Below are 24,015 nucleotides of genomic sequence, written 5' to 3' on the forward strand. Positions count from 1 at the left end.
GCTCACCGGCCACCGCCGGTGATCCGGCCGGCGGCGAGCTTGCCGGAGATCAGCACCATCGGCACGCCGACGCCGGGCTGGGTGCCGGAGCCCACGAAGACCACGTTCGGCAGCGTGCGGTGCAGGTTGACCGGGCGGAACGGGCCGGTCTGGAACAGGTTGTGCGCGGCGGCGAACGGGGTGCCGGCGGCCATGCCCTGCTCGGCCCAGTCGGCCGGGGTGATCGTCCGGAGCACCTCGACGCCCGCACCGAAGCCGACGTAGCCGCGTTCCTCCAGCGTGCCGACGAGCTGGTCGGCGTAGCGGCGGTCGAGGTCGCCCCGCCACTCGAACGGCGCCCGGTCGAGGTTGGGCACCGGGGCGAGCACGTAGTAGGTGTGCCGCCCGGCCGGCGCCACCGACGGATCGGTCCGGCTCGGGTTGGTGACCAGCAGCGAGGGGTCGCTCATCAGCTTTCCGCGCCGGATGACCTCGTCGAAGGTGCCCCGCCAGGCGCGTCCGAAGTGGATGTTGTGGTGGGCGATCTTCGAGTAGCCCTGGGTCGAGCCGACGTGCAGCACCACGCAGGAGGGCGAGTAGCGCAGCCGCCGCTGCCGGGCCGGCGGCAGCAGGTCGCGGTAGGCCACCGGCAGGTCGGGGTTGAGCACCACCACGTCCGCCGGGATCCGCTCGCCGTCGGCGGTCAGCACCCCGGTGGCCCGCCCGCCCGCGGTCTCCACCCGGCTGACCGTGGTGCCGTAGCGGATCTGCACGCCGTGCTTCTCGGCCGCGCCGGCCATCGCCCGGGAGACCGCGTGGATGCCGCCGCGCGGAAAGTAGACCCCGGCCACCGAGTCGAGGTACGCGATGACCGCGTAGATGGCCAGCGCGTCGTGCGGGGCGAGCCCGGCGTACATCGCCTGGAAGGAGAAGATCCGCCGGGTGCGCGGGTCCTGGAAGAACTGGTCGATCTTGGTCTGGAGCCGGCGGAACGCGCCGCCGGCGAGCAGCTTCAGCAGGTTGCCGGTGAGCAGGTCGGTCGGCGCGTCCAGGTTGCGCTCGATGAAGTCGGCCCGCTCCAGCTGCCACAGCCGCCGGGCGTAGTCGACGAAGCGCAGGTAGCCGTCGGCCTCCCGGGGCCCGCAGACCCGGGAGATCTCGGCCGCCATCCGGGTGGTGTCGGTGATGACGTCGAGCGTCGAGCCGTCCGGGTAGTAGGCCCGGTAGGCCGGGTCGAGCGGGGTGAGGTCGAGCCAGTCGGTCAGCTCCTCGCCGACCGCGCCGAGCGCCTCGGCGATCAGATCCGGCATGGTGAGCACGGTCGGCCCGGTGTCGAACTCGTAGCCGTCGACGCCGAGCCGGCCAGCCCGCCCGCCCGGCACCGGCTCCCGTTCCAGCACGGTCACCTGCCGGCCGCTGCCGGCCAGGTGCAGCGCGCAGGCCAGCCCGCCGAGGCCGGCCCCGACCACCACCACCCGGTCGGTGGGTCCGCTCACGGTCCGCACGCGATCACCTCCTTCACGAAGTTGCCCATCATGCCCGCCGGTCGGTGGCGGTGCCGGCGAGGCCGGTGAGCGCGATGCGCGCGGTCTCGTCGATCGACGCGTCGTCGAGCGCGGCGAGCGCCTCCGCCACCCGGTCGGCGATCATCCGCTCGACCCGTTCGACGGCCCCGGTGTCGGCGACCAGCTCGGCCAGCCCGGCGATCTCCCGGTCGCCGCCGCCCGCGCCGGCCCGCTCCAGCGCCCGGCGCTGGCTCGGGGTGGCGAGCTGCCGGGCCAGCATGAGCAGCACCGTCGGCTTGCCGGTACGCAGGTCGTCGCCGGCCGGCTTGCCGGTGGTGGCCGGATCGCCGTAGACGCCGAGCAGGTCGTCGCGGAGCTGGAACGCCTCGCCGACCGCCCGGCCGTAGTGGGTGTAGGCGGCGACCAGCGCGTCGTCGGATCCGGCGCCGGCCAGGTGGGCGCCGAAGAGCAGCGGTCGCTGCACCGTGTAGCTGGCGGTCTTGTAGCGGGCGACCCGCAGCGCCCGGTCGACCGACCAGCGGGCGGCGTCACTCTCGCCGAGCACGTCGAGGTACTGCCCGGCCACGGTCTCCACCCGCATCTGGTCGTAGCAGCCGCGGACGTCCAACAGCCGTGCCGGGGGCACGGCCGCGCGGGCGAGCAGCCGGTCGGCCCAGACCATGCAGAGGTCGCCGACCAGCACCGCGACCGCCTCGCCGAACCGGCGCGGGTCGCCCCGACGGCCGGCGGCGACGTGCTGGGCGGCCAGCGCCACGTGGGCGGTCGGCCGGCCGCGCCGGGTGGTCGAGGCGTCCATCACGTCGTCGTGCACCAGCGCGAAGGTGTGCAGCAGCTCCAGGGCGGCGAGCGCCGGCAGCACCGGTGGCAGCGGCTCGCTGCCGCCCACCGCCCCGCGCCAGCCCCAGTAGGCGAACGTCGGGCGGACCCGCTTGCCGCCGGCGAGCACGTGGTCGCGTGCGGTCGCGGCGAACCCGCCCATCGCCGCGTCGATCTCGGCCAGCGCGTCGACCTCGGTGGTCAGGAAGTCGGCAAGGGTGTCGTCCACCGCCGTGACCAACTCGCGGGTGTACGCGGTGAGCACCGCGCGGACCGGATCGTCCCGGCCGGACGGGTTTGCCGGCACGTCGCGAAGCGTATTACCCGCGGGTGCGTCGTTGGCCATGCGGCTGAGCGTACCCTAGGGTTGTGAGTTGCGTCGATTGGTGCGTCGATTGTGAGGGAGGGCCGGTGGACACTGATCTCACCGCTGCCTACGACCGCTGCCGTGAGCTGCACCGACGCCACGGTCACACCTACTATCTCGCCACCCGGCTGCTGCCCGGGTGGAAACGGCGGCACGTGCACGCCCTCTACGGCTTCACCCGGTACGCGGACGAGATCGTCGACCGCACCGACGACCTTGCCCCGGCCGAGCGCGCCGCCCGCCTCGACGACTGGGGCGGCCGGTTCATGGCGGGCCTGCACGGCCAGCCGATCGACGACCCGCTGCTGCCCGCCGTGCTGCACACCATCGCCGTCTTCGACCTCGACCGCGACGACTTCGCCGCGTTCCTCAAGAGCATGGCGATGGACCTGACCGTCGACTCGTACCGGACCTACGACCAGCTGCTCGACTACATGGAGGGCTCGGCGGCGGTCATCGGCACGATGATGCTGCCGATCCTGGGCAGCAGCGACCCGGCCGCGGCCCGGGAACCGGCCCGGCAGCTCGGCTTCGCCTTTCAGCTCACCAACTTCATCCGGGACGTGGCCGAGGACCTGGACCGCGGGCGGACGTACCTGCCGGAGGAGGACCTGGCCCGGTTCGGCGTCACCCGGCAGGACCTGCTCGAGGCCCGCGCGCGGCGGCGGGCCAGCCGGGCCATCCGGGCGCTGATCGCGTACGAGGTGACCCGCGCCCAGGCGCACTACGCCGCGGCGGCGCCCGGGATCACCCTGCTCGCACCCGCCTCGCAGGCCTGCCTGCGGACCGCGTACGCGCTCTACGGCGGGATCCTCGACGAGGTGGCCGCGCAGGACTACGACGTCTTCGCCCGCCGGGCCGTGGTCGGCCAGCGGCGCCGGCTGGCCGTGGCGGCCCAGGCCCTGCTCACCCCGACCGGCACGCCGGTGGTCGCCGTCCCCGGGCCACCGCTGCCCTCCCCGAGCGCGCCGTGACCGCCGGTGCCCGTCGGGCGGCGGCTCAGAGGCAGCTGTGCAGCGCGTCGACCAGGGCCTCCACCCGGTCGAATTCGGCCAGCCGGGCGGTCGCGTAGCCGAAGGTGTAGCCGCGGACCGGGTCGGCCCAGGCGCAGCTGCCGCCGATCCCGCCCATGCCCCAGCTACCGTCCTCCTCCCACTGCATGCCCAACGTCCACCGGGTCCGCCGGTCGAGCAGCAGATCCGGGCCGTCGTACTGGACCCGGGTCGCCTCGGCGACCAGTTCCGGGCTGAACAGCCGTACGCCGTCGAGCGTGCCGCCGGCGAGCAGTCCCGCGTACAAACGGGCGAGGGCGCCGGCCGTCGAGTGCAGGTTGACGGCGGGCACCTCGGCGCCGCGCCAGAGCGGGCTGTTCACCACCGACAGGTCCCGGCCACCGGGCGGGTTGTCCAGGGCGCGCGCCCGCAGCGAACCCGGCTCACCGGCCACCCGGACCGGCCACTCCGGGGCGCCGTACGACAGGTCGGCGCAGCGGCGCTGGTCCGCCGGGTCCAGCCCGAAGCCGAGGTCCAGCCGCCACGGGCCGGCGATCTCCTCGGCGAGGAACCGTCCCACCGACCGACCGTCCACCCGCCGGACCAGCTCGCCCACCAGGTGCCCGTACGTCCAGGCGTGCTCGCCCGCGACGCTGCCCGGCTCCCACTCCGGCTCGGCGGCGGCCAGGTCGCCGGCGAGCAGGTCCCAGTCGGCGATCGCCTCGGCCGGCCGGGGCACCGGGAAGACCGGCAGCCCGGCGGTGTGGTCGAGCACCTGCCGGACGGTGGCCGGAGTGCGGAAACCGGGCCAGTGGGCGGCGACCGGATCGTCCAGCCCGATCCGGCCCCGGTCCACCAGCAGCAGCAGGCAGAGCGCGGCCACCGGCTTGCCGACCGAGTAGACGTTGACCAGCGTGTCGGCCGGCCACGGCCGGCCCGGCGACCGCTCGCCGCCGACGATGTCCACCACCGGCGCGCCGTCGTACCAGATGGCCAGGCCGGCCCCGGTCTCCCGGCCGCTGGCGAGCAGGTCGCGGAAGCAGTCGTGGACGGCGGCGAAGCGGGTGTCGGGCATCCGGCCACGGTAGGCGATCCGGGGCGTCAGCCGCGCCGCCATTCGACGGCCCGGCGCGACCCGCGCTCTACGGCCCGGGCGCGACCCGCTCCACGGCCCGGCGCGAGCGTCGCGGCGCCGCCCGCCGCCTTCGATGGCACCGGGGAGCGCACGGTACCGCGACCGTTCCCCCGACCGGCTGGCCCGTCGGCGGCGGCTGGGGGATGCTGTCCGGGTGGCGGAGCCGGAGCAGGTGGACGTGGTAGTGGTCGGGCTCGGCGTCGGCGGCGAGGAGGTGGCCGGGCGACTCGCCGAGGCCGGACTGAGCGTCGTCGGCGTCGAGCGGGACCTGGTCGGTGGGGAGTGCCCGTACTGGGGGTGCATCCCGAGCAAGATGATGATCAGGGCGGCGAACGCGCTCGCCGAGGCGCGCCGGGTCGACGGCCTCGCCGGCACCGTCGAGGTGCGCCCGGACTGGGCGCCGGTGGCCAGGCGGATCCGCGAGGAGGCCACCGACAACTGGGACGACCGGGTCGCGGTGGACCGCTTCGTCGGGCGGGGTGGCCGGTTCGTCCGGGGCAGCGGCCGGCTGGCCGGGCCGGGCCGGGTCCAGGTCGGCGACCAGGTGTTCCAGGCCCGGTACGGCGTGGTGCTGGGCACCGGCACCCGGCCGACGGTGCCGCCGATCGACGGGCTGGCCGGCACCCCGTACTGGACCAACCACCAGGCGGTCGAGGTCACGGAGCTGCCCGAGTCGCTGCTGGTGCTGGGCGGCGGGGCGATCGGGCTGGAGCTGTCGCAGGTCTTCGCCCGGTTCGGGGTCCGGGTCACCGTCGTGGAGGCGCTGGACCGGGTGCTCGCGGTCGAGGAGCCGGAGGCGTCCGAGGTCGTCGCCGCGGCGCTCCGCGCCGACGGGGTGGAGATCCACACCGGCGTGCGGGCGGAGCGGGTCGGCCACGACGGGCAGCGGTTCACCCTGTCCGCCACCGGCGGCGCCGAGTTCACCGCCGAGCGGCTGCTGGTGGTGACCGGCCGCCGGGCGCACCTGGAGGAGCTGGGGCTGGACTCCGTCGGGGTGGACGCCGGCCAGCGCTATTTGCCGGTCGACGACCGGATGCAGGTCGCCGACGAGCTCTGGGCGGTGGGCGACGTGACCGGGGAGGGCGCGTTCACCCACATCGCGATGTACCAGGCGGCGATCGTGATCGCCGACATCCTGGACCGTGCCCGGCACGCGCGGGCCGGAGCGGATCCGAGCGGCACCGCGAGCGTGGTGGGCGGCGCCATGGGCGCGGCCAGCAGCCTCAGTGCCAGCGGGTCGAGCGGCTCGGCCGGCACGGTGCCGCGCGCCGACTACCGGGCGCTGCCCCGGGTCACCTTCACCGACCCGGAGGTGGGCGCGGTCGGGCTGACCGAAGAGCAGGCCCGGGCCCGCGGGATCAACGTGCAGGTGGGCTTCACCAAGCTGGGCAGCTCGACCCGGGGCTGGATCCACCGGGTCGGCGACGACGGCTTCATCAAGCTGGTCGCCGACGCCGACCAGGGGGTGCTGATCGGGGCGACCTCGGTCGGGCCGGCCGGCGGCGAGGTGCTCTCCGGGCTGGTGGTCGCGGTGCACGCGGCGGTGCCGCTCAGCCTGCTCCGGCACATGATCTACGCGTACCCGACCTTCCACCGGGCCATCGAGGACGCGCTGCGCAAGCTGTCCTGAGCTGCCGGTCGAGGAGGCGGCGGCTGACGGGTGGCGGCAGCGTCCGGCAGAAGTGAGCAGCAGGCCGGCAGGTGGCTGCTCATTTCTTTCACTCCGATGACGTACGATTGCGGCCGTGACGAAGCGGTTGACCGAAGTTGCCAAGAAGGCGGGCGTCAGCGAGGCCACCGTCAGCCGGGTGCTCAACGGCCGAGAGGGAGTCTCCGAGGCGACCCGGACGGCGGTGCTGACCGCGCTGGACGTGCTCGGCTATGAGCGCCCGACCAAGCTGCGCGGCGAGCGCGCCCGGCTGGTCGGGCTGGTCCTGCCCGAGTTGCAGAACCCGATCTTCCCGGCCCTCGCCGAGGTGGTCACCGGGTCCCTCGCCCAGCGGGGGTTCACCCCGGCGCTCTGCGCGCGCACCATCGGTGGCGTCTCCGAGATGGACTACGTGGAGATGCTCCTCGACCACCAGGTCTCCGGGGTGATCTTCGCCGGTGGCTCGTACGCGCTCGCCGACGCCCGGCACGACCACTACCGCCGGCTGACCGACCGGGGCCTGCCGGTGGTGCTGGTCAACGCGGGAGTGGACGAGCTGGGCTTCCCCCGCGTCTCCACTGACGACGCGGTGGCCGTGGAGCAGGCGTACGGGCACCTGCGCTCGCTCGGGCACGAGCGGATCGGGATGGTGCTCGGCCCGGAGGGGCACGTGCCGTCCCGGCGCAAACTGAACGCGATGATCCAGGCCGCCGGCTGGGCCGACGACGAGTTCGTCGAGCGCTCCAGCTTCTCCATGGAGGGTGCCCGGGTCGCCGCCACCAAGTTGGTCGAGCGCGGGGTGACCGGCATCATCTGCGCCAGCGACGTGCTGGCGCTCGGTGCCATCCGGGCCGCCCGGCGGCTCGGTCGGGCGGTGCCGGCCGACGTGTCGGTGGTGGGCTTCGACGACTCCGCGTTCATGACCTGCACCGACCCGCCGCTGACCACCGTGCGGCAGCCGATCGAGACGATGGGGCAGGCCGCGGTGGACCTGCTGGTCACCCAGATCGAGGGGGCCGGCGTGCTGCACGACGAGCTGCTGTTCGAGCCCGAACTGGTGGTACGCGGCTCCACCGGGCCCGCCCCCGGCCGCTGACCGGCGCCCGCCTCCCGCCCGCCGACCCAGGCCTGCCTCCCGCCCGCTGATCCGCGCCCGCTCCCGGCGGCCGAGGCGGTGCCACTGTCCATCGTGCTGCCCGCCGCTGACTGGACACCCTGGCCCGGGCCACCTGCCGGGTCGCTGACCCGACGCTCCGGCCGTCGACCGCTGCCCGCGGTCGGCGGCCGTTCTCGTCCTGCCCCGCGGATCGGGCACGCCCTGCCCGGCGCCCCGACCCAGGGCTCCCATCACCGTCGCCAAAACGGGGCGAAGCATGGCTTTCCGGGTGCATCCGGGAGCGCTGTCGGCATCTATCGTACCAAAGTCGCGTCTTTTCATAATCACGTCGAAACCTTGCCGACGTTCGTTCGTCTCGTTACAGTGACTCCACTCACACCAGGCCCCGGAGTGGTTGCCGCGGGTCAGGTCGCATGACGGATGCATCACGTAGCAGGGCATCGGCCGCGGTGACGATCACCGCAGTTCCGCGAAGGTCATGGAGACACCCGTTCCCGAAGGGATGGACAGATGTCCGTACCGCAGTACCGGAAGGCTGCGGCGTTAGCGCTCGTGGCCGGCCTGGGGCTCAGCCTCACCGCCTGCTCCACGAAGGGCGACGACGCCTCGGACGAGGCAGGTGGCAAGGTCACCATCACCGTCGACTGCCAGCCGGTCGGCTCCCAGAAAGAGCTGTTGCAGAACTGGAACGACGACGTCGCCGAGTTCCAGCGACAGAACCCTGACATCGTCATCAAGAGCGTCAGCGTCGGCGAGCAGTGCAACAACCCGCCGGACTTCACCGCCCGCCTGGCCGGCGGCACCGTGACCGACGTCTTCTACGGGTACATGACCGACCTGGCGCAGGTGCTCGACTCCGGCCAGGCGATGGACATCACCCAGTACGCCACCAAGGACACCATCCCGACCTGGGACAGCGTCGACCCGGCGCTCAAGGAGGTCTTCAGCGACGGCGGCAAGCTCTACGGCGTCCCGGTGAAGAACTACTCGATGGGCCTGGTCTACAACAAGGTCCTGTTCCAGCAGGCGGGGCTCGACGTGAACAACCCGCCGAAGACCTGGCCCGAGGTCCGGGTGGCGGCCAAGAAGATCGCCGCGCTCGGCAACGGCGTCGCCGGCTACGCGGAGTACAGCGCCGGCAACACCGGCGGCTGGCACTTCACCTCCCTGCTCTACTCGCAGGGCGGGCAGGTGCTGACCGCGGACGGCAAGAAGGCCGACTTCAACAACGCGATGGGCAAGCAGGTCCTGCAGAACCTCAAGGACATGCGGTACGGCGACAACAGCATGGGCAGCCGCCAGCTGCTGCAGTGGGGCGACCTGCTGACCAACGCCGCGGCGGGCAAGGTCGGCATGTTCATCGGCGCGCCGGACACCACCCAGGCGATCGTCAGCCAGTTCCAGGGCAAGTTCCAGGACTGGGCGATGGGCCCGCTGCCCGGCCAGGACGGTCCGGCGAAGGCGACGCTCGGCGGCGGCGAGGGCTACTTCTTCAAGAAGGGCCTCTCCCCGGAGCAGGTCAAGGCCGGTCTGAAGTGGATCGCGTACCAGAAGCTGACGCCGGGCAAGGGCCAGTTCGACTACGTCCGGTCCAAGCCGCAGAACTACCCGGTCGGCCTGCCCCAGCCGCTGCTCTTCGCGAACGGCAGTGAGGCGCAGAAGCAGGAGCTGGAACTGCGCAAGGCGAACGCGAACGTGGACACCGCGAACTTCGCGGTCTTCGAGGCGAACCCGGTCCCGATCAAGGGCGAACCGCGCAACGCGCAGGCGATCTACGCGGTGCTCGACGCGGCGATGTCCGGGGTGCTGACCAACCCGAACGCGAACATCGACGCGCTGCTCAAGACGGCTGAGGACAAGGTCAACCAACTCCTCGCGGCGGAGAGCTGATCGACGGTGTGGGGGCCGGCGCGCCGGCCCCCACCCACCGTCCGGGTCCAGACCGTCCGGTCACCGACTTCCGCGCAGGAGCTGCCTTGACCATCACCACCGTTCCCGGCACCACCAGGAAGCCAGGCCGCCCGCCGGCCCCGGCGGGGCGACGACCCACCGGCCTCGGCCGCAAGGTGCGGGACAACCTCACCGGGCACGCGTTCCTGATCGGCGCGCTCCTCTGCTTCGTGGTCTTCTCCTGGTACCCGATGGTCCGTGGCGTCGTGATGAGCTTCCAACGCACCCGGCGCGGCGAGACCACCTGGGTGGGCTGGGACAACTACGCCCGCATCATCGACGACCCGAGCTTCTGGACCGCCTGGAAGAACACCTTCTACTTCACCGTCCTCGCGCTCGCCCTCGGCTACGCGGTGCCGTTCTTCGTGGCGATCCTGCTCAACGAGTTCCGCCACGCCAAGGGCTACCTGCGGATCCTGGTCTACCTGCCGGTGATGCTGCCGCCCGCCTCGGCGCTCTTCCTGTTCAAGTTCTACGCGTACGACCCCAGCGACGCGGGGCTGTTCAACGCGATCCTCAAGGCGCTGCACCTGCCCACGTCGCAGTGGATGCAGTCCCCGGAGATGACCATGCCGGCGATGGTGATCGCGTCGACCTGGATGAACATGGGCAGCGCCGTGCTGATCTACCTGGCCGCGCTGCAGAACATCCCCGGCGAACTCTACGAGGCGGCCGAGCTGGACGGCGCCGGGCTCTGGCGGCGGATCCGGCACGTGACCATCCCGCAGACCCGGCTGATCCTCGCGCTGCTGGCGATGCTCCAGATCGTCGCCACCATGCAGCTCTTCATCGAGCCGCTGATCCTCGCCAACGGCGCGGGCGCCCAGGACTCGGCGACCTCGGTCGCGTACCTCATCTACCAGCACGGTTTCTTCCAGAACGACCTCAACGGGGCCGCCGCGCTCGGCGTGATCATGCTCGTGGTGCTGGCCGGCTTCTCCGCCGTGTACGCGCGGCTGACCGCGAAACAGGACTAGGACGGACGACCGATGGCACAGGACTCCGGGAACCGCACCCTCATCTCCCACGCCCAGCTCCGGCGGGGGCGTGGCAAGGCGATCTACTGGACGCTGCTGGCCGTCGTCGTGGTGGTGTTCACGCTCGTCTTCCTCGGGCCGCTCTACTGGATGGTCACCGGCGCGCTCAAGTCCGGCCAGGAGATCGCGCAGACCCCGCCGACGCTGTGGCCGAAGGACCCGCAGCCGCAGAACTACGTCGACGCGTGGCACAACCTGGACCTCGCCAAGCTGCTGTTCAACACCTTCTACTACGCGGCCGGCGCGGTGGCGTTCCAGCTCGTCCTCGACACCGCCGCGGCGTACTCCCTGTCGAAGCTGCGGCCGGTCCTCGGCAACGTGATCCTCGGCCTGATGCTGACCACGCTGATGATCCCGGCGATGGTCCTCATCGTCCCGCAGTACGTGACGGTGATCGACCTGCCGATCCTGCACCTCAACCTGCTCGACTCACCCTTCGCGATCTGGCTGCCGCTGGTCGCTAACGCGTTCAACATCTTCCTGCTGAAGCGGTTCTTCGACTCGATCCCGGAGGACCTCATGGCGGCGGCGCTGATGGACGGGGCCACGCCACTGCGCACGCTCTGGTCGATCATCCTGCCGATGTCGCGTCCCATCCTCGGCGTGGTCTCGATCTTTGCGGTGACCGCGGTCTGGAAGGACTTCCTCTGGCCGAAGCTGGTCATGCCGCACCCGGAGACCCGGACGGTCAGCGTCGGCATCTACGCCTTCTCGGGCGGCACACCGATGAACGTGGTGGTCGCCGCGTCGGTCATCGCCGCCATCCCGACCGTGATCGTCTTCCTGATCTTCCAACGGAACATCATGTCCGGCCTGACCACCGGCAGCCTCAAGGGTTGACCCCCGGCCAGCGCAACCACCCGCGGCGGACAACGACGTCCGCCCGACCCGTCCGCCTCCGGCGGACCCGCCGACGTACCGACGCAGAAAGCAGGTGCTCGTGTCCACAGCAGACGACGGTCCGTGGTGGCGTGGCGCGGTGATCTACCAGGTGTACCCGCGTAGCTTCGCCGACGGCGACGGTGACGGGATCGGCGACGTCGCCGGCATCCGGTCCCGGCTGGATCACCTCGCCGCGCTCGGCGTCGACGCGATCTGGTTCAGCCCCTGGTACCCCTCCCCGATGGCCGACGCCGGCTACGACGTGGCCGACTACCGCGACATCGACCCGGTCTTCGGCACCCTGGCCGAGGTGGAGGCGTTGATCGCCGAGGCGCACGCGGTCGGCATCAGGACCATCGTCGACGTGGTGCCCAACCACTGCTCCGACGCGCACCCGTGGTTCCAGGCGGCGCTCGCCAGCCCGGACGCGCCGGAACGGGAGCTGTTCTGGTTCCGCCCCGGCCGTGGCCCGGACGGGGCGCGCAAGCCCACCGACTGGGTCTCGCCGTTCGCTGGCGACACCTGGACCCGGACCACCAACCCGGACGGCACGCCCGGCGACTGGTACCTGCACCTCTTCGCCCCCGAGCAGCCGGACTTCAACTGGGACCACCCCCGGGTGCGCGCCGAGTTCGAGGACATCCTGCGGTTCTGGCTCGACCGGGGCGTGGACGGCATCCGCATCGACTCCGCGGCGATGCTGGCCAAGGACCCGACGCTGCCGGAGGCGACGCCGGACGGCCCGAGCCCGTTCGTCGACGTGGACGCGGTGCACGACATCTACCGCGGCTGGCGGCGGATCACCGACAGCTACCCGGGCGACCGGGCGCTGATCGGCGAGGTGTGGCTCCCCGACCATGAGCGGTTCGCCAACTACCTGCGCCCGGACGAGCTGCACGCCGCGTTCAACTTCGACTTCCTCGGCTGCGCCTGGGACGCGGTCGCGCTGCGGGCCTGCATCGACACCACGCTCACCGCGCACGCCCCGGTGGGCGCCCCGGCCACCTGGGTGCTCTCTAACCACGACGTCACCCGGCACGTCACCCGGTACGGCCGGGCGGACACCACGTTCAGCTTCGCCGCCAAGCGCGAGGGCATCCCCACCGACCTGGAGCTGGGCACCCGGCGCGCCCGGGCGGCGGCGCTGCTCTCCCTCTCCCTGCCCGGCGCCGCCTACGTCTACCAGGGCGAGGAACTGGGCCTGTGGGAGGTCGAGGACATCCCGCGCGAGCTGCGCCAGGACCCGATGTACCACCGTTCCGGCGGGGTCGACCCCGGCCGGGACGGCTGTCGGGTGCCGATCCCGTGGACCGGTGACGAGCCGCCCTTCGGGTTCAGTCCCGACGGCGCCGCCGCACCCTGGCTGCCGCAGCCGGCCGACTGGAAGGACCGGACGGTGCGGGCGCAGACCGGCGACCCGACCTCGATGCTCGAGCTGTACCGGGCGGCGATCCGGATCCGGCGCACCCACCCGGCGCTCGGCGACGGAACGATGAGCTGGCTGCCCGCCCCGGACGGGGTGCTCGCCTTCCACCGCCCGCCCGGCTTCACCTGCCTGGTCAACCTCTCCGCCGCGGCGGTGCCGCTGCCGCCGCACACCGAGCGGCTGCTCGCCAGCGGGCCACTCGACGACGACCTGCTTCCGCCGGACACCGCCGTCTGGCTGCGTACCGCCGATCCGAGGTCGGCCGGACCCGCAACGGCCTGACCGACCGCCGTGCCGGCGGCCCCGTCCCGGCCGCCGGCACCGCACCACCCCGCCGGCCCCGACCGGCCCGAGCCCGACAAGGAGGTAGGCCACCCCAGCGCCACGCCGCAACGCACGGGGGACCTGGACCACACGAAAGGGAGAGCCCAGCTCATGCCCGACCACGCCACCGCCACCCCGCCCCGAAAAAGCCGGACCCGCGCGGGCATCGCCGCCCTCGCCGGTGCCGCCCTCACCGCGACCTCGCTCACCGCCATCGCGCTGACCAGCACCGCCACCCCCGCCCAGGCCGCCGGGATCTCCCCGTTCGACATCCCGGGCCGGGGCGCGACGGTCCCGTTCGTCGAGCACGAGGCGGAGGAGGTCGCGCACACCGGCACGAAGATTGGCCCGGACCGGCACTACGGCACGCTGCCGTCCGAGGCGTCCGGCCGCGAGGCGGTCACCCTCGACGCCGTCGGCGAGTACGTCGAGTTCACCCTGACCGCGCCGGCCAACGTGGTCACCTTCCGGTACAGCATCCCGGACAACGCCGCCGGCACCGGCCGGGATGCCAGCATCGACCTGCGGGCCAACGGCGCCCTGGTCAAGGCGGTGCCGGTGACCTCCCGGTACGGCTGGTACTACGGCGGCTACCCGTTCAACAACAACCCGGGCGACACCAACCCGCACCACTTCTACGACGAGACCCGCACCATGTTCGGGACCACCTACCCGGCCGGCACGAAGATCCGGCTCCAGGTCTCCTCGACCGCCCAGTCGCCCACCTTCACCATCGACCTGGCCGACTTCGAACTGGTCGGCGACCCGATCACCAAGCCGGCGGGCGTCCTCGACGTGGTCGCCGACTTCGGCGCCGATCCGACCGGCGCCACCGACTCCACCGCCAAGTTCCAGGCCGCGGTGGACGCCGGCCGGGCCCAGGGCCGGGCGGTCTGGATCCCGACCGGCACCTTCACGCTCTGGGACCACGTGGTCGTCGACGGGGTGACGCTGCGCGGCGCCGGCCCCTGGTACTCGGTCCTCGGCGGCCGGCACCCCACCGACCGCAAGCGCGCCGCCGGCATCTACGGCAAGTACGTTCCCGGCGGCGGCTACAGCGGCGAGATCCGCCCGCACGAGGCCGGCGGCCCGAGCCGCAACGTCACCCTGCGGGACTTCGCGATCATCGGCGACATCCGCGAGCGGGTGGACGAGCACCAGGTCAACGCCATCGGCGGGGCCATGTCGAACTCGGTGGTGGACAACGTCTGGATGCAGCACACCAAGGTCGGCGCCTGGATGGACGGCCCGATGGACAGCTTCACCATCCGCAACAGCAGGATCCTCGACCAGACCGCGGACGGGGTGAACTTCCACTGGGGAGTCACCAACTCCACGGTCACCAACACCTTCGTCCGCAACACCGGCGACGACGCCCTGGCCATGTGGGCGCAGAACGTGCCGAACGTCAACAACTCCTTCACGTTCAACACGATCGGCGTGACCATCCTCGCCAACCACCTGGTCACCTACGGCGGGCGGGACATCCGGATCACCGACAACGTGACCGCCGACTCGGTCACCAACGGCGGCGGCATCCACGTCGCCAACCGCTACCCCGGAGTGAACGGCCCGACCGCCGTCTCGGGCACGATCACGGTCGCCCGGAACACCCTGATCCGCAACGGCAACTCCGACTACAACTGGCGCTTCGGGGTCGGCGCGGTCTGGTTCTCCGCGCTGAACGAGCCGATCCAGGGCGCGTCGATCACCGTCACCGACACCGACATCCTCGACAGCTCGTACGCCGCGCTGCACTGGATCGAGGGCGCCACCAGCGGGATCAGCTTCTCGAACGTGCGCATCGACGGCGCCGGCACGTACGCCCTCCAGGTGCAGGCGCCCAGCCAGGTCTCCTTCACCAACGTCCGGGCCACCGGGATCGCCCAGGCCAACCCGATCCACAACTGTGTGGGCAGCGGCTTCCAGATCACCCAGGGGCCCGGCAACTCCGGCTGGTACACGCCCACCCCGTACTGCGGGCCGTGGCCGGAACCCCAGTGGGGCGGCGGCCCGACCAGCCCACCGCCGACGACCACCCCGCCGCCGACCACTCCGCCGCCCACCGGCGGGAACCTGGCGTTGGGCCGGCCGGTGACGGCCACCAGCTCCACCCAGAACTACGTGGCGACGAACGCGGTGGACGGCGCCGCCGCCAGCTACTGGGAGAGCGCCAACAACGCGTTCCCGCAGACGCTCACCGTCGACCTCGGCGCGAACCGCGCCGTCGACCGGGTGGTGCTGAAACTGCCCGCCGGCTGGGAGCGGCGTACCCAGACGCTGTCGGTGCTCGGCTCCACCGACGGCTCGGCGTGGGCCACGCTCGCCGGCCCGGCCGGCCGCACCTTCGACCCGGCCAGCGGCAACACCGCCAGCATCGCCCTGCCGGCCGGTGACCGCCGCTACGTGCGGCTGAGCTTCACCGGCAACACCGGCTGGCCGGCCGGCCAGGTCGCCGAGTTCGAGGTGTACGGCGACGGCGGCACCCCGCCACCGACCACCCCGCCACCGACCACGCCGCCGCCGCCGACCGGCAACCTGGCGCTCGGCCGGCCGATCACGGAGACCAGCCACGCCGACGTGTACGTGGCCGCCAACGCGGTCGACGGCAACCCGAACACCTACTGGGAGAGCGCCAACAGCGCCTTCCCGCAGTCGGTGACGGTCGACCTGGGTGCGGCCCGTCCGGTGTCCCGGGTGGTGTTGAAGCTGCCGCCGTCCCCGGCCTGGCAGACCCGTACCCAGACGCTGTCGGTGCTCGGGTCCACCGACGGCTCGTCGTGGGCCACGCTCGCCGGCCCGGCCGGCCGCACCTTCGACCCGGCCACGGGCAACACGGTGTCGATCAGCGTGCCGACCGGCGACCGCCGGTACGTCCGGATCACCATCTCCGGCAACACCGGCTGGCCCGCCGGTCAGCTCGCCGAGTTCGAGGTCCACGCCACCTGACGTGTGGGCGAGGCCCCGTACGCCGACCGGGGTCCCGCCCGCGCCGCACCACCACACCGCAGCACCCGCACACGCCTCTCCACGTCCCCGGAAGAAGGTGTTCCCCCACCATGTCCAGACTCCGTACCCGGGTCGTCGCGGCGCTCGCCGTGCTCGGCCTCGCCGTCACCGCGGCGCCCGCGCCGCCGGCCGTCGCGGCCGGCGGACCCAACCTCGCCGCCGGCCGCACCGCCGCGGCCAGCAGCGGCAACGGCCCGTACGTCGCGGCCAACCTCACCGACGGCAACCCGGCGACCTACTGGGAGAGCAGCGGCGCCCTCCCGCAGTGGGCCCAGGTCGACCTCGGCTCCGGCCGGTCGATCGACCAGGTCAAGCTGAAGCTGCCGGCCGGCTGGGAGGCGCGCACCCAGACGCTGTCGGTGCAGGGCAGCGCCGACGGCAGCGGCTTCAACACCATCGTCGCCTCGGCCGGCCGCGCGTTCAGCCCGGCCAACGGCAACACCGTCACCCTCGACTTCCCGGCCACCACCACCCGGTACGTCCGGGTCGTCATCACCGCGAACACCGGCTGGGGTGCGGCGCAGCTCGCCGAGCTGGAGGTCTACGGCGCGGCGGCCTCCTCGGCGAACCTGGCGTCGGGGCGGACCATGACCGCCAGCGCCCACGCGGACGTCTATATCGCGGGCAACGCCAACGACGGCAACCAGGGCAGCTACTGGGAGAGCGCGAACAACGCGTTCCCGCAGTGGCTCCAGGTCGACCTCGCGGCCACGGTGAGCGTCAACCGGCTGGTGCTCAAGCTGCCCGCCGGCTGGGACGCGCGGACCCAGACGATCACCGTGCAGGGCGGCACCAACGGCTCCACCTTCGGCACCATCGTCGCCTCGGCCGGGTACGCGTTCACCCCCGGCGCCAACAACACGGTGACCATCACGTTCACCGCGGCCAGCACCCGCTACCTGCGGCTGCTCTTCACCGGGAACACCGGCTGGCCCGCCGGGCAGCTCGCCGAACTGGAGGTCTACGGCCCGGCGACCGGTGACACCCAGCCGCCGTCCGCGCCCGGCAACCTCGCCTACACCGAGCCGGCGAGCGGGCAGATCCGGCTGACCTGGAGCGCCTCGACCGACAACGTCGGGGTGGCCGGGTACGACGTCTACGCCAACGGCACCCTGCGCACCAGCGTCAGCGGCGGCACGCTCAGCTACACCGACACCCAGCCGGCCGGCGTCACCGTCAGCTACGTCGTCCGGGCCCGGGACGCGGCCGGCAACGTGTCGGCGGACAGCAACACGGTGACCCGGACCGGCGACACCGGCGACACGGTCGCGCCGACCGCGCCAAGCAGCCTGGCCTACACCCAACCGGCCGCCGGGCAGATCCGGCTGACCTGGACGGCGTCGACCGACAACGTCGGGGTGACCGGCTACGACGTCTACGCCAACGGCGCGCTGCGGGGCAGCGTGAACGGCTCCACCCTCAGCTACACCGACAACCAGCCGGACACCGCCACGGTCTCCTACGTCGTCCGGGCCCGGGACGCGGCCGGCAACGTGTCGGCGAACAGCAACACGGTGACCCGGACCGGCAGCACGCCGGGCGGCAGCAACCTCGCGGTCGACAAGCCGATCACCGCCTCGTCGATGGTGCACGTCTTCGCCGCAGCCAACGCCAACGACGACGACGTCACCACCTACTGGGAGGGCGCGCCCGGGGCGTACCCGAGCACGCTGACCGTCGCGCTGGGCGCGAACGCGAGCATCAGCGCGCTGGTGGTGAAGCTGAACCCGGACCCGGTCTGGGGTCCGCGTACCCAGACCTTCCAGGTGCTCGGCCGGGAGCAGTCGGCGTCCGGCTTCAGCACGCTGGTCGGCTCGGCGACGTACTCGTTCAGCCCGACCGGCAGCAACACGGTGACCATCCCGGTGTCGGCGACGGCCGCCGACGTCCGGCTCCAGTTCACCGCCAACTCCGGCTCCTCCAACGGGCAGGTCGCCGAACTCCAGGTGATCGGCGTGCCGGCGCCAAACCCGGACCTCACCGTCACCGGGATCTCCGTCTCACCCGCCGCGCCGGTGGAGACGGATCCGATCACCCTGTCGGCCACCGTGCGCAACGCTGGCGCGGCGGCCTCCGCTGCCACCACCGTCGACCTCCACCTGGGTACGACGAAGGTCGGCACGGCCGCCGTCGGCCCGCTGGCGGCCGGCGCGTCGACCACCGTCTCGGCGAACATCGGCCCGCGCGACGCCGGCAGCTACCAGGTCGGCGCCACGGTCGACCCGGCGAACACGGTCATCGAGCAGAACGAGGCGAACAACGGCCACACCAGCCCGACCGCGCTCACGGTCAGCCCGGTGGCCAGCTCGGACCTGGTCGCCTCGGCGGTGACCTGGTCGCCCGGCACGCCGAGCGCGGGCGCCACGGTCAGCTTCGCGGTGACCATCCGCAACCAGGGCACGATCGCCTCGGCGGGCGGCGGGCACGGCATCACGCTGACCGTGCGCACCGACACCGGCACCGTGGTCCGCACGCTGACCGGCTCGTACAGCGGCACCATCGCCGCCGGGGGCAGCGTCGGCCCGGTCAACCTGGGCACCTGGACCGCCGCCAACGGCCGGTACACGGTCCGGGTGGTGCTCGCCGACGACGCCAACGAGCTGCCGGTGAAGCGGCCGAACAACACCAGCGAGCGGTCGCTCTTCGTCGGGCGCGGCGCCAACCTGCCGTACGACATGTACGAGGCCGAGGAGGGCTCCGTCGGCGGCGGGGCGCAGCTGGTCGGGCCGAACCGGACCATCGGCGATCTGGCCGGCGAGGCCTCCGGCCGGCGCGCGGTGACCCTGAACAGCACCGGCGCGTACGTCGAGTGGACCACCCGGGCCCCGGCCAACGCCCTGGTCACCCGCTTCTCCATCCCGGACGCGCCGGGCGGCGGGGGGATCACCTCGACGTTGAACGTCTACGTCAACGGCGTGCTGCACAAGCCGATCAGCCTCACCTCGAAGCACATCTGGCTGTACGGCGCGGAGGCCAGCCCGAGCGACTCGCCCAGCGCCGGCCCGCCGCGGCACATCTACGACGAGGCGAACGTGCTGCTGGACTCGACCATCCCGGCGGGCAGCCGGATCCGGCTGCAGAAGGACCCGGCCAACAGCACCACGTACGCCATCGACTTCGTCAACCTGGAGCAGGTGGCGCCGCGGGCCAACCCGGACCCGGCGAAGTACAAGGTGCCGAACGGGTTCAGCCACTCCGACGTGCAGAACGCCCTGGACGCGGTCCGGATGGACACCACCGGCACCCTGGTCGGCGTCTACCTGCCGGCCGGCACGTACGAGACCGCGCAGAAGTTCCAGGTCTACGGCAAGGCGGTCAAGGTGGTCGGCGCCGGCATGTGGTTCACCCGGTTCCAGACGCCGGTGTCCCAGCAGAACACCGACGCCGGCTTCCGGGTGGAGTCCTCGGCCAGTGGGTCGTCCTTCGAGCACCTGGCCTTCTTCGGCAACTACACCAACCGCATCGACGGCCCCGGCAAGGTCTGGGGTGAGCTGCGCGACGTCGACAACCTGACGCTGGACAACGTCTGGGTCGAGCACACCGTCTGCGCGTACTGGGGGGTGAGCGTCAGCGGCCTGAAGATCACCAACAGCCGCTTCCGGAACACCTTCGCCGACGCGGTCAACATGACCAACGGCAGCACCGACAACCTGGTCAGCAACTCCGAGGGCCGGTCGAACGGCGACGACGCGTTCGCCCTCTTCTCGGCCATCGACCAGGGCGGGTCCACGGCCAACCACGGCAACGTCTTCGAGAACCTGACCGCCACGCTCACCTGGCGGGCGGCCGGGATCGCGGTGTACGGCGGCTACGACAACATCTTCCGCAACCTCTACATCGCGGACATGCTGACGTACTCCGGCATCACGATCAGCTCGCTGGACTTCGGCTATCCGTTCATCGGGTTCGGCGCCAGCCCGCCGACCCAGTTCCAGAACATCTCGCTGATCCGGGCCGGCGGCCACTTCTGGGGCGCGCAGACCTTCCCGGCGATCTGGGTCTTCTCGGCGTCGAAGGAGTTCCGCGGCATCCGGGTGTCCGACGTGGACATCGTCGACCCCACGTACTCGGGGATCATGTTCCAGACCAAGTACAACGGGAGCCAGCCGGAGAACCCGATCACCGACACGGTCTTCACCAACGTGTCGATCTCCGGGGCGCGGCGCAGCGGTGACGCGTTCGACGCCAAGTCGGGCTTCGGCATCTGGGTCAACGAGATGCCCGAGCAGGGCCAAGGCCCGGCCGTCGGCTCGGCCACCTTCGTGAACCTGCGGCTGACCGACAACTGGCAGGACATCCGCAACACCACGTCGACCTTCACCATCAACCGCAGCTGAGCCGGCAGCGAACGGGGCGCCGCCGGGAGGAACCACCCTCCCGGTGGCGCCCGCCGTTCCGAGCCGCCCTCGGGTTGCGGCAGGACCGGGTCAGTCGGCCGGGGCGCCGTGCCGTCCGGCGCCGGCCGCGAACCGGGCCGCGCCGGCCGCCGCATCGGCGGCCAGCGAGTCCATCCCGTACGCCAGTTCGGTGGCGAGCGCCGCCGGCTCCGACAGGCCCGCGCCGGCCAGCACCGAGGCCCGGTCGTTGCGCAGACAGGTCTGCGGGTGTCGGGCGATCTCGGCGGCCAGCCGCTCGGCCGCCGCCCGCGCCTCACCCGGCGCGACCAGCCGGTTCACCAACCCGATGGCGTACGCCTCCGCGGCCGGCACCGGCCGGCCGGTGAGGATCAGGTCCATCGCCCGGCTCTCGCCGATCAGCCGGGGCAGCCGGACCGTCCCGCCGTCGATCAGCGGCACCCCCCACCGCCGGCAGAACACCCCGAGCACCGCGTCGGACTCGGCGACCCGCAGGTCGCACCAGAGCGCCAGCTCCAACCCGCCGGCCACCGCGTACCCGGAGACGGCGGCGATCACCGGCTTGGTCAGGGTCATCCGGGTGGGCCCCATCGGGCCGTCGCCCTCCGCCTCCACCCGGTTGCCGCTCGGCGTGCCGATCGCCTTCAGGTCGGCCCCCGAGCAGAAGGTGCCGCCGGCCCCCCAGAGCACGGCCACCGCCGCGTCGGGGTCGGCGTCGAAGGCCCGGAACGCGTCGGCCAGTGCCCGGGCGGTCGGCCCGTCGACGGCGTTGCGCGCCGCCGGCCGGTCCAGGATCACCGTGGTCACCGGCCCGTCGCGTTCGACCCGTACGCCCATCGGCACAGCATGCCCCCGGCGGTGCCGGCCCGCCAGAGGCGGCCGGCAGCCGACCCGACCGGCGTTGCCCGACTGCGGTGCCGGCGGCCCGTCGTCACGTACGGCGGCGGATCCGTCACCGCCGACCGGTTTGCGACCGCGAACGCCGGGAAGTCGGTACGGGTGCGAGCACTGTTGACGAAGATCGAACAGAACACCCGGCTGGACCGGGTGGGTGACCGGTTGCAGCGCGCGGTGCAGGCGACGCTGCGGCCGCAGCGGGTCCGCGACCTGCTGCACGGGGTGTGGCTGGGCCACCCGTTGCACCCGGCGATGGTGCAGGTGCCGGTGGGCGCCTGGATCAGCGCGGCGGTTCTGGACGTGCTGCCCGGGCAGCAGCGGGCGGCCACCACGCTCACCACGCTGGGCACGGTGAGCGCCCTGCCGGCGGCGGTCGCCGGCCTCAACGACTGGGCCGCGCTCGCCCCCGACCAGCGCCGGGTCGGCCTGGTGCACGCCGCGTCCAACACCGTCGCCCTGGCCTGCTACGCCGGCTCGGTGAGCGCGCGCCTGCGCGGCCGGCACGGGCTCGGCCGCGCCCTCGGCATGATGGGGCTCGGCGCGGCGAGCATGGGCGCCTACATCGGCGGGCACCTGGCGTACAAGCAGGGCGCGCAGGTCAACCAGAGCATCTCCGAGCTGCACCGGATGAGCGGCGGCTGGCATCCGCTGGGCGACCTGGCGGCCCTGCCGCAGCGCGAGCTGATCACCCGGGAGATCGACGACGTGTCGGTGATCCTCTACCGGCACGGCGACGACGTGACGGTGATGCTGGAGCGCTGCCCGCACCAGAGCGGCCCGCTCGGCGAGGGTGAGGTGCAGGTGGTCGACGGGCACGAGTGCGTGGTCTGCCCGTGGCACGGCAGCACGTTCCGGCTCAACGGCGGCGAGGTCGTGCACGGCCCGTCCGGCAACGACCAGCAGATCCTGCCCACCCGGGTCCGTGCGGGCGTGCTGGAGGCACGGCTTCCCTGACCCCGCGGTGGCGCGCTGACTCGGTGGCGCGCGGTCCGCAACCACGCGACTGTGCCCCCGGCGGGTCGCGTCGCTCGTCGGCGTGTCGTGGGCTGCGAGCGAGGTGGCCGTAGAGCTTGATGACTCTGCGGCATATTCATGCCGGAGAGTCATCAAGCCTCTGTGGATGTGTCGCCGGACCGGCGTGACCGTCGGTGACGATCCCCGCACCTCCGGCCTGCTCGGCCGGTGGTTCCGGGGCCGAGCTAGGTAGCAGGGCCGGTGTGGGCGCTCCCTGGGCAGTACAGCTAGTCGCGGCGGTGCCGGCCCACCGGGAGCTCTCCGGCCGCGCTCGCGTGCGCTCTGGCCTGGCCGCGCCCGGATCTCGCACCACGCACGGCGCCGCCTCGCCGCCGGGCGGTGCCGCCGAGCCCGCTGGAGTCGGCGCGCACGGTGGCCGGGCGGCGGCGCAGGCCGAGGACGGCGCCGACCTGGGCGCCGACGATGCTGGCCACGGTCAGCACGGCGGCGACCGCCAGCGGCCGGTTCATCCGATCCGCCTCGCCTGCCCTTGCCGCCCCGACCGTCACCGGGGCGCCGCCGGGTGCCTGCGCTTCCGGCGGAGCCGCTCCCGGCCGTCCCTGCGTTGCCCCGGCCGAGCCTTCAACGGCCTGGCCGGAGCCGGCCTTCCCCTGGGCCACCCGACCCGGCGTGGTCTGGCCCGGGGCCTGCTGGCCCGCGGCGGCCTTGCCCGGGGCGGGCTGTTCCGGTGCGGTCCGGCCGGGGATCGGGCGACCAGGGAGTGCGGGCCGGGTGGGGCGGGCGACCAGGCGGCCGGTGGCGTGCGGGCGGGCGCCCCGGTCGCTGGCCTGCGCGGGCAGCTTCAACAACTGGCCGGCGCGGATCCGGTCCGGGTCGTCCAGCCGGTTGAGCCGCGCCAACTCCCGGTAGTCGCCGAACTCGCCCAGGTACCGCTCGGCGACGGCACCGAGGTAGTCCCCCTTCGCCACCCGGTAGACGGGCGTGCCGGCACCCGGCGCCCGGCTCCCCGACCCGCCCGCGCCGGGCGACAGCGCGCCCGACCCGCCCGCGCCGGGCGACAGCGCGGGCGACGCGATCGAGTACCAGGCGGCTTCGGACGCCGACGGTGGGACCGATGCCGGCACCAGCGGCGCGACCGCGGCCGGGGCCGCCGGCTGGGCGTACGGCTGCATGGTGGCCGTGGCGGCGCTCGCCGCCGGCGCGGTGGCGACGATCAGCGCGACCGACCCGACCAGCGCGGCGGCCGCGCGCTGCTGGCGGCTCATCCCGGGCAGCCGGGGCGCCGGTCGGCGCAGCGCCTGCGCCCCCAGTTCGACCAGCACGGAGAGGGCGAAGCTGGCCCAGCCCAACCAGCCGGCCAGCGCCAGCGCCCGCAGGAAGAGCCGGCCGTCGTCGCGGCTGGTCAGGGTGGCGCCGATCTCGCCGACGGTGGGCACGTGGTCGGGCAGCGGGTTGCCGGCGAGAGCGAGCAGCGCCACCGGCCCGCCGACCAGCACCGCGCAGAGCACGACGAGCGCGACGAACCCGGTCAGGATCCGTCCGGTCCGCCGTGCCACGGAGCGACCCGATGCGGCCATGGC

15 protein-coding genes are annotated in these 24,015 nt (G+C 72.9%); 10 read left to right on the plus strand and 5 right to left on the minus strand.

The window, feature by feature from the left end:
- Window positions 1-2: 2 nt before the first annotated feature.
- The gene (crtI, locus tag GA0070609_RS30015) at window positions 3-1,484 is read right to left on the minus strand and encodes a phytoene desaturase family protein (RefSeq protein ID WP_088996898.1); all 1,482 of its coding nucleotides are present in this window, start codon (window positions 1,482-1,484) and stop codon (window positions 3-5) included.
- Between the two features lie 28 nt (window positions 1,485-1,512).
- A complete protein-coding gene (locus GA0070609_RS30020) occupies window positions 1,513-2,667 on the minus strand; it encodes a polyprenyl synthetase family protein (RefSeq protein ID WP_088996899.1) in 1,155 nt (384 codons plus the stop codon).
- 65 nt (window positions 2,668-2,732) lie between these two features.
- On the opposite strand from GA0070609_RS30020, the gene GA0070609_RS30025 reads away from it, so the two are divergent.
- Complete coding sequence (locus GA0070609_RS30025; protein ID WP_088996900.1) at window positions 2,733-3,662, plus strand: phytoene/squalene synthase family protein; 930 nt, start codon at window positions 2,733-2,735, stop codon at window positions 3,660-3,662.
- A 25-nt stretch (window positions 3,663-3,687) separates the two neighbouring features.
- Here the strand turns inward: GA0070609_RS30025 and GA0070609_RS30030 are convergent, their stop codons facing one another.
- On the minus strand, window positions 3,688-4,755 hold the full coding sequence (locus GA0070609_RS30030) for a serine hydrolase domain-containing protein (protein ID WP_088998049.1): 1,068 nt from the start codon (window positions 4,753-4,755) through the stop codon (window positions 3,688-3,690).
- Window positions 4,756-4,969: 214 nt separating this feature from the next.
- Between GA0070609_RS30030 and GA0070609_RS30035 the strand changes: the two genes are divergently transcribed.
- The 8 genes from GA0070609_RS30035 (at window position 4,970) to GA0070609_RS30070 (ending at window position 20,545) form a co-directional block, all read left to right on the plus strand.
- Window positions 4,970-6,445, plus strand: coding sequence for a dihydrolipoyl dehydrogenase family protein (locus tag GA0070609_RS30035; protein WP_231928459.1), 1,476 nt, complete (start codon window positions 4,970-4,972; stop codon window positions 6,443-6,445).
- 115 nt (window positions 6,446-6,560) lie between these two features.
- A complete protein-coding gene (locus GA0070609_RS30040; protein WP_088996902.1) occupies window positions 6,561-7,559 on the plus strand; it encodes a LacI family DNA-binding transcriptional regulator in 999 nt (332 codons plus the stop codon).
- Between the two features lie 531 nt (window positions 7,560-8,090).
- Window positions 8,091-9,470 carry an ABC transporter substrate-binding protein gene (locus tag GA0070609_RS30045; protein ID WP_088996903.1) on the plus strand — a complete coding sequence of 460 codons (1,380 nt, stop codon included), beginning with the start codon at window positions 8,091-8,093 and terminating at the stop codon, window positions 9,468-9,470.
- Window positions 9,471-9,556: 86 nt separating this feature from the next.
- Window positions 9,557-10,507 carry a carbohydrate ABC transporter permease gene (locus GA0070609_RS30050; protein ID WP_088996904.1) on the plus strand — a complete coding sequence of 317 codons (951 nt, stop codon included), beginning with the start codon at window positions 9,557-9,559 and terminating at the stop codon, window positions 10,505-10,507.
- Between the two features lie 12 nt (window positions 10,508-10,519).
- Complete coding sequence (locus GA0070609_RS30055) at window positions 10,520-11,407, plus strand: carbohydrate ABC transporter permease (protein WP_088996905.1); 888 nt, start codon at window positions 10,520-10,522, stop codon at window positions 11,405-11,407.
- A gap of 100 nt (window positions 11,408-11,507) precedes the next feature.
- Window positions 11,508-13,157: a glycoside hydrolase family 13 protein gene (locus GA0070609_RS30060; RefSeq protein ID WP_088998050.1), complete on the plus strand. Its 1,650-nt coding sequence runs from the start codon at window positions 11,508-11,510 to the stop codon at window positions 13,155-13,157.
- Window positions 13,158-13,310: 153 nt separating this feature from the next.
- Window positions 13,311-16,148 carry a discoidin domain-containing protein gene (locus GA0070609_RS30065; RefSeq protein ID WP_088996906.1) on the plus strand — a complete coding sequence of 946 codons (2,838 nt, stop codon included), beginning with the start codon at window positions 13,311-13,313 and terminating at the stop codon, window positions 16,146-16,148.
- 110 nt (window positions 16,149-16,258) lie between these two features.
- Window positions 16,259-20,545, plus strand: coding sequence for a discoidin domain-containing protein (locus GA0070609_RS30070; RefSeq protein WP_088996907.1), 4,287 nt, complete (start codon window positions 16,259-16,261; stop codon window positions 20,543-20,545).
- 90 nt (window positions 20,546-20,635) lie between these two features.
- Here the strand turns inward: GA0070609_RS30070 and GA0070609_RS30075 are convergent, their stop codons facing one another.
- The gene (locus tag GA0070609_RS30075; RefSeq protein WP_088996908.1) at window positions 20,636-21,400 is read right to left on the minus strand and encodes a crotonase/enoyl-CoA hydratase family protein; all 765 of its coding nucleotides are present in this window, start codon (window positions 21,398-21,400) and stop codon (window positions 20,636-20,638) included.
- 162 nt (window positions 21,401-21,562) lie between these two features.
- On the opposite strand from GA0070609_RS30075, the gene GA0070609_RS30080 reads away from it, so the two are divergent.
- Window positions 21,563-22,414, plus strand: a complete 852-nt coding sequence (locus GA0070609_RS30080) for a Rieske 2Fe-2S domain-containing protein (protein ID WP_088998051.1) — start codon at window positions 21,563-21,565, stop codon at window positions 22,412-22,414.
- 287 nt (window positions 22,415-22,701) lie between these two features.
- Here the strand turns inward: GA0070609_RS30080 and GA0070609_RS30085 are convergent, their stop codons facing one another.
- Complete coding sequence (locus GA0070609_RS30085) at window positions 22,702-24,012, minus strand: LysM peptidoglycan-binding domain-containing protein (RefSeq protein ID WP_088996909.1); 1,311 nt, start codon at window positions 24,010-24,012, stop codon at window positions 22,702-22,704.
- Window positions 24,013-24,015 lie beyond the last annotated feature (3 nt).

The sequence above is a fragment of the Micromonospora echinaurantiaca genome, from assembly GCF_900090235.1.
GTDB classification, from domain to species: domain Bacteria; phylum Actinomycetota; class Actinomycetes; order Mycobacteriales; family Micromonosporaceae; genus Micromonospora; species Micromonospora echinaurantiaca.